This window comes from Flavobacterium sp. (assembly GCF_027484205.1).
Lineage (GTDB): Bacteria > Bacteroidota > Bacteroidia > Flavobacteriales > Flavobacteriaceae > Flavobacterium.
Genome location: NZ_JAIXUB010000003.1, coordinates 19,816 through 27,030, shown reverse-complemented (window position 1 = coordinate 27,030; position 7,215 = coordinate 19,816). Strand labels below are relative to the sequence as shown.

Annotated in this window: 3 protein-coding genes; all 3 read right to left on the bottom strand. The window is 36.2% G+C overall.

The window, feature by feature from the left end:
• A partial coding sequence (locus Q0049_RS01800; protein ID WP_298115869.1) for a hypothetical protein occupies positions 1-5,075 on the bottom strand: 5,075 nt, incomplete at its 3' end.
• A 55-nt stretch (positions 5,076-5,130) separates the two neighbouring features.
• The gene (locus tag Q0049_RS01795) at positions 5,131-6,063 is read right to left on the bottom strand and encodes a formyltransferase family protein (RefSeq protein ID WP_298115868.1); all 933 of its coding nucleotides are present in this window, start codon (positions 6,061-6,063) and stop codon (positions 5,131-5,133) included.
• Complete coding sequence (locus tag Q0049_RS01790) at positions 6,064-7,215, bottom strand: ABC transporter substrate-binding protein (protein ID WP_298115865.1); 1,152 nt, start codon at positions 7,213-7,215, stop codon at positions 6,064-6,066. It lies immediately after the preceding gene.

Genomic DNA, 7,215 nt, shown 5'->3' with positions numbered 1-7,215 from the left:
GTTCCTGATTGTGTACTAGAACCAGAAGTATTATATCCCGTAAGGACTGTAGGAGTTCCATTGATTAAAATTCTTGGTCTGTCCCAATTAGCACCATCAGCACTATTATAACTCCAGTTGAAAGAAATGTTTCCTGAAGCAGGAACTACAATCGTATAATTACTATTTCCAGAAGATCCACTTCCATTGTTTCCACCTGTAATTGCAATTGAAGTAGGAGCGGCAGCTGCGTTTACAGAGCCATTTGCATTTGTATTAACAAAATTCCAATTTGCAGGTGCAAAAGCACCAGTAAATCCAGTTGAAGGAACTGGCGATACCGTTCCTGTTAAAACCACAGTTGTATCTGCACAAGCAGTAGCAGGAGTAATACCAGCATCAACAATTGGTGTAGGAGTAATAGTCAAGTTCAAAATTTCAGTAGCACAACCCGAAACGAAGTTATAAGTTCCAGAAGTAGAATAAGTAGTACCATTTGCAGCCCAAGTATACGAATCACAAACTGAAGCAGTAGTTGTATTTGTTGTACTTGGAGTAATTGTTAAATTCAATACCTCAGTTAAACAACCCGAAACAAAATTATATGTTCCAGAAGTTGTGTAAGTAGAACCATTTACAGCCCAAGTATAGGTGTCACAAGCAGTAATATTTGTTGTATTTGTTGTACTTGGTGTAATTGTTAAATTCAAGACTTCAGTATTACATCCTGAAACGAAGTTGTAACTTCCAGAGGTTGAATAAGTTGTTCCATTTACAGTCCAAGTATACGAATCACAAGCCGAGGCAGTAGTTGTATTTGTCGTACTTGGAGTAATTGTTAAATTCAAAACTTCAGTATTACAACCTGAAACGAAATTGTAACTTCCAGATGTTGTATAAGTTGTACCATTCACAGCCCACGTATAGGTATCACAAGCAGTAATATCTGTTGTATTTGTAGTACTTGGTGTGATAGTTAAGTTCAAGACTTCAGTATTACAACCTGAAACGAAGTTGTAACTTCCAGAAGTTGTATATGTAGTCCCATTTACAGTCCAAGTATAGGAATCACAAGCTGAAGCAGTAGTTGTATTTGTTGTACTAGGTGTGATTGTTAAGTTAAGAATTTCTGTATTACAACCCGAAACAAAGTTATATGTTCCAGAAGTAGTATAAGTTGTACCATTCACAGCCCAAGTATACGAATCACAAGCCGAAGCAGTAGTCGTATTTGTTGTACTTGGAGTAATTACTACACTAACTGCTACTCGTGTACTCTCACAACCATTTAAAGTTTGCGAAACATAGTAAGTTGTTGCATTAGTTAAAGCATCAGTTGCATTTAAAGCAGTTCCTCCTGTTGGAGCAACAAACCATTGAATAGCTGTTCCAGTTGCTTGTAAGTTATTTACAGTTGCAGCATCACAGAATGATTGAGTTGCATTAGCAGTTGGTTGCGGAGTTGCGATAAAATAATTTACATCTACTGAATCAAAAGCAGTACAAGTTCCGTTAGATGCTGTAAGGGTATAAGTACCAGCAGAAGAAACTGAAACGCTCAATTGATTGTTTGCGCCTACGATCGTTCCACCATTACTTGCAGTCCATTGTAAAGTTGGAGTAGAAGCAACAAAATTACTAAAAGTAACAGTTGCAGCACCAAACGAATTATCAAGAGTAAATACATTAAAACCAAATGTTTGACCAGCAGTAACTGGTACTGTCATTGTTCCTGATTGTGAAGTAGAACCAGATGTATTATATCCTGTAAGAACCGTAGGAGTTCCATTGATTAAAATTCTAGGTCTGTCCCAATTAGCACCATCAGTAGTAGTGTAATTCCAGTTAAAAGAAATGTTTCCCGAAGTAGGAACTACAATGGTATAATTACTATTTCCAGCAGAGCCACTTCCGTTGTTTCCACCTGTAATCGCAATTGAAGCTGGAGCAGCAGCTGTGTTTACAGAGCCATTTGCATTTGTATTAACAAAATTCCAATTTGCAGGAGCAAAAGCACCAGTAAAACCGCTTGAAGTTGTTAATGGTGTTGTACCAGTTAAAACCACAATTGAATTAGCACAAGCAGTAGCAGGAGTTACACCAGCATCAACAATTGGAGTAGGAGTAATAGTCAAATTCAGAACTTCATTAACACAACCCGAAACAAAATTATAAGTTCCAGAAGTTGTATAAGTAGTTCCATTAGCAGCCCAAGTATAAGAATCACAAACTGAAGCCGTAGTCGTATTTGTTGTACTTGGAGTAATTGTTAAATTTAAAATCTCAGTTAAACAACCCGAAACAAAGTTATATGTTCCTGAAGTTGTGTAAGTAGAACCATTCACAGCCCAAGTATACGAATCACAAGCAGAAGCTGTTGTCGTATTTGTTGTACTTGGATTGATAGTTAGATTCAAAACTTCTGTATTACAACCTGAAACGAAGTTATATGTTCCAGATGTAGTATAAGTTGTTCCATTCACAGTCCAAGTATACGAATCACAAGCTGTTGCTGTTGTTGTATTTGTTGTACTTGGATTGATAGTTAAATTTAAAACTTCAGTGTTACAACCTGAAACGAAGTTATATGTTCCAGATGTAGTATAAGTTGTTCCATTCACAGTCCAAGTATACGAATCACAAGCAGAAACAGTAGTCGTATTTGTTGACGATGAACTTAAGGTTACAGATACAGTTGTTCTGTTACTTTCACAACTACCAATTGTTTGTGAAACATAATAGTTAGTAGCATCTAAAAGTACAGTATTCGAAGCCAAAGGCGAACCTCCAGAAGAAGTTAGGTACCATTGTAAAGAGCTTCCAGTTGCAGCTAAATTTGCTACAGTTGCACCATTACAAAAAGTTTGTGTTGCAGTTGCAGTTGGGGATGAAACTACTGCTGGTTCTGTTACAGTAAAGTTTTGTGAAACAATACATCCATTAACATCAGTAACTGTACAAGTCCAAGTTCCAGCAGTTAATCCTGTAACTGAAGTTGTTCCGTCACCTGTAGGATTTCCCGGAGTCCAATCATAAGTATAACCACCAGCTCCTCCAGTTGGAGTATTAATAGAAGCTGCACCATTAGAACCTCCAAAACAAGAAACATTAGTTTGTGATGCTGGAATTACCGTTAAAGCAGTTGGTTGATTTAAGTTAAAAGTTTGTACAGCAGTACATCCATTAACATCCGTAACCGTACAAGTCCAAGTTCCAGCTGTTAATCCATTAACCGAAGTTGTTCCGTCACCAGTAGGATTTCCTGGAGTCCAATTGTAAGTATAACCACCAGCACCTCCTGTTGGAGTATTAATAGATGCTGCACCATTAGAACCTCCAAAACAAGAAACATTAGTTTGTGATGCTGGAGTTACCGTTAAAGCAGTTGGTTGATTTAAGTTAAAAGTTTGTACAGCTGTACATCCATTAACATCAGTAACCGTACAAGTCCAAGTTCCTGCTGATAATCCAGTTACCGAAGTTGTTCCGTCACCTGAAGGATTTCCTGGAGTCCAATTGTAAGTATAACCACCAGCTCCTCCGGTTGGAGTATTAATAGAAGCAGCACCATTAGAACCTCCAAAACAAGAAACATTAGTTTGTGATGCTGGTGTTACCGTTAAAGCAGTTGGTTGATTTAAGTTAAAAGTTTGTACTGCAATACATCCATTGGCATCCGTAACCGTACAAGTCCAAGTTCCTGCTGATAATCCAGTTACCGAAGTTGTTCCGTCACCTGTAGGATTTCCTGGAGTCCAATTGTAAGTATAACCACCAGCTCCTCCAGTTGGAATATTAATAGAAGCTGCACCATTAGAACCTCCAAAACAAGAAACATTAGTTTGTGATGCTGGAGTTACCGTTAAAGCAGTAGGTTGATTTAAGTTAAAATTTTGTACAGCAGTACATCCATTGGCGTCCGTAACCGTACAAGTCCAAATTCCTGCTGATAATCCAGTTACCGATCTTGTTCCGTCACCTATAGGATTTCCTGGAGTCCAATTGTAAGTATAACTTCCAGTTCCACCAGTTGGTGTGTTGATTTGAGCAGCACCATTAGAACCTCCAAAACAAGAAACATTAGTTTGTGAGAGTGGTGAAACTACTATTGCAGTCGGTTGTGTAATTGTAATATTGGTGAACGAAGAATTTCCGCAAGAATTAGTTACTGTACAAGTCCAAAGTCCTGGAGTTAAACCTGTCACTGTTGCTGTTCCATCTCCTGATGGTGTACCTGGACTCCAATTGTAAGTAAGTCCAGTACCGCCAGAAGCTGTAACACTTGCTGAACCGTTTGATCCACCATTACAACTCACATTAGTTTGTGCTAATGGGGTTACTATGACAGTAGGACAAGAAGGAGCTTCAAATAATCTGAAATTATCAATTCCCCATTCTTCATTATTTCCTTCGCTAAATATTCTAATTCGTAGACTAAGAGTGTTTCCAGTTCCTAAGATGTTTTTCGTAAACTCATTAAAAGCATTGGTTAATTGAGTTCCGTCTCCACAACCATTACCATCTGTATCTTCAAATAAATATTTGTCTCCTGTACCAGAGGCACTTCCTCTATTAAAGAAACGAATTAAACTAGTATATGGACTTCCATCTATACTATATTCAACTATAATATAATCAGTATTTGTTGTTCCAACACCACTAATACAAGCATTTGTGTTGTCCCAAGGTTCGTTTGTACTAGCAGCAGCTATTAGACCTTTAAAACTCAAACCCGTTTTTCCGGCAATGTTTATTCCAGTCCAATCAATTTGAAGTTCGTTAGTTGTAGCACTTGCAGTTTGGTTAGTTACAGCGCCACTAGCACTAAAACCTGTTCCAAGGGCATTGTGATCTTCACCAGCCCAAAAAAAGCTTCCTTCTTTACCTGTGAAGGGAACAACTTGAGAAATTGTTGAACCATCAGTAAGTTTAAAATAACTTAAACTTGGCAATGGACTCGTTCCTCCATTTTCCTCCGTTGTTCGGGTTCCGCTTGTGGGCGAACTATCGAAAGTATCGCTCCAGAATTGCGTTTGACTGTATCCTTTTAGCGCAAAGAGACACGTCATAATTAATAATAGTGTAATTTTTTTCATAAAAAATAATTTAGTTAATTGGATTTTTTAAAGGTTATATATGGAGTTGGTTATTTTATCCGAATTTTTTATTTTCTACCTTTTTAAAGGACATGAACTGTGAAGCATTCATTATCCCATAATCAGAACTTAGTAAATCGATTTTAATTTGTTCATTATCAGAACAAGCAACAATAATAGCATTTTCATCGGTAGATAGCACAAAACCAATCCTTTCATCATTATGTGTTTCCTCAAGTTTTGACGCATTTACAATTTTTATTTGTTCTCCATCAAAAAATGTATCAGCACCCACATGCCAAGGATTACAGGCATTGATTAAAGCTATTATTTCATCTGCCGACATTCTTTTCCAGTTAATCATAGTATCTACTAATTCTGGTTTTTCGTAATAACAAGCCTCGTTTTCATCTTGTTTATTACTCGGTATTTTGGTTGCAAATTGTAACATATTAGCCAAATTTAATGCAACCTGAGCAGTGTGATTACTCAATCTCATGGCTAATTTTCCAAAAGTATCATTTGCTTCTATGGAAACTGCATCTTTAAAAAGTAGTTCACCTTCATCGAATTTCGAATTCATGTAATGCACACTTACTGCGGTTTCTTTTTCTTGATTTCTTAATACTTCAAAAATTGGCATTGCTCCTCTATATTGAGGAAGCGGACCAGGATGGAAGTTTATGAATTTTGTTGGTCCAAATGATAATATTTCTTCTGTTATTAAAAACGGAAACGAAATTGAAAAAATATAATCAGGATTAACAACTTCCAACCAACTTCTCATTTTATTTAAAGAACTTTTATTCTGAAAAGATTGAAATGCAATACCGTTTTCATCACATTGATTTTCAAGAGCATTTACAATGGACTTTTCTCCATTCCCAATTCCAATTCCACATAGAAATTTTTCAATTGCTAGGGATTGTAATGCTTTGAAAGCAAATTTTCCACCACATAAAACCACAATTTTAATTGTTTTTTCCATTTAAATGCAAACGTAGCTATTGTACCACGCCGATGTAACTTCTTCTAAATCAAATGATCTTAATTTTTCAAAACTCTCCATTGTTCCAGTAACTTCATTTCCTAATTCTAGTTGACACATTCCATGAGCATCAGAAATAATCTTTACTTCATATTGTGGAGCTAAAGTCATATTAGTTTCTTTATGGAATTGAATTTTCCCTCTCGGACCATTGAATTCAAACGATGATAAGGCATCGGCAACTTTCGGAAGATTGTTTTTATTTTCTTCCATAAGTGCTAACACCTTAATAATAATTTGACTGCTTTCCCAACTGATTAATGAAAACAAGTTTGGAATCCTACCTGACGATTCCATTGCTTCTTTGAATAAAGCATTTTCATCGGTAGGAATATTTTTTGACCAAGATGCTATTCCTTTTATTGAATTATTGGTAAAAACTGCTTTTTCTAGCATGGTTTCTTCCAAAGCAAATGGGGATAAATAAATAGGAATATTATTAAATTCATTCGACTGTTGTAAGCACAAAAAGTACCATTGTACAAAATCACCACTGAATAAACTCAACAAAGCACTATTAGGATAATTATTTAGATGGTTTATTAAAGGTTCCATAGAGAAATCTTCATTTTTGTAACCTGTAGCATGATTGAAACAAATAGTTCCACCTGCATTTTCAAATCCTTTTGAAAGACTAAAGGTTTGAAGGTAACCACCATCATAATAACCTGTGACCATTCCGCCATTTGTATAACCGTCTTTGACAGCCATTTGAGCAGATGACCATGCGCCAAGTGAATTGTGAAGGGAATGATAGATTATATTTGGACAAAAAGACCATTCTTGCGGAAGATTGGCACCCGCATCTAAAACAATCAAAATTTTATTAGCTGCCAAAAATAAAGGGCGAAGCAATTGTGCTGTTCTATGTCCAATAAAACCAATTACTAAAGAAACATTTTCTTCTAATATTAGCTTTTCGGCTGAACGATAGCATTGTTGTTTATCTGCTCCAAATCCGATGTTTTCAGATACTAGTTTAATATCATCTCTTCCGGCTTGTTTTAGTCCTTGTTTCAATCCTTCATATAAATCAAACCCGATGGTTTCATAATAAGTTGAACGAGGTAATAATATTCCTATTTTTAACAT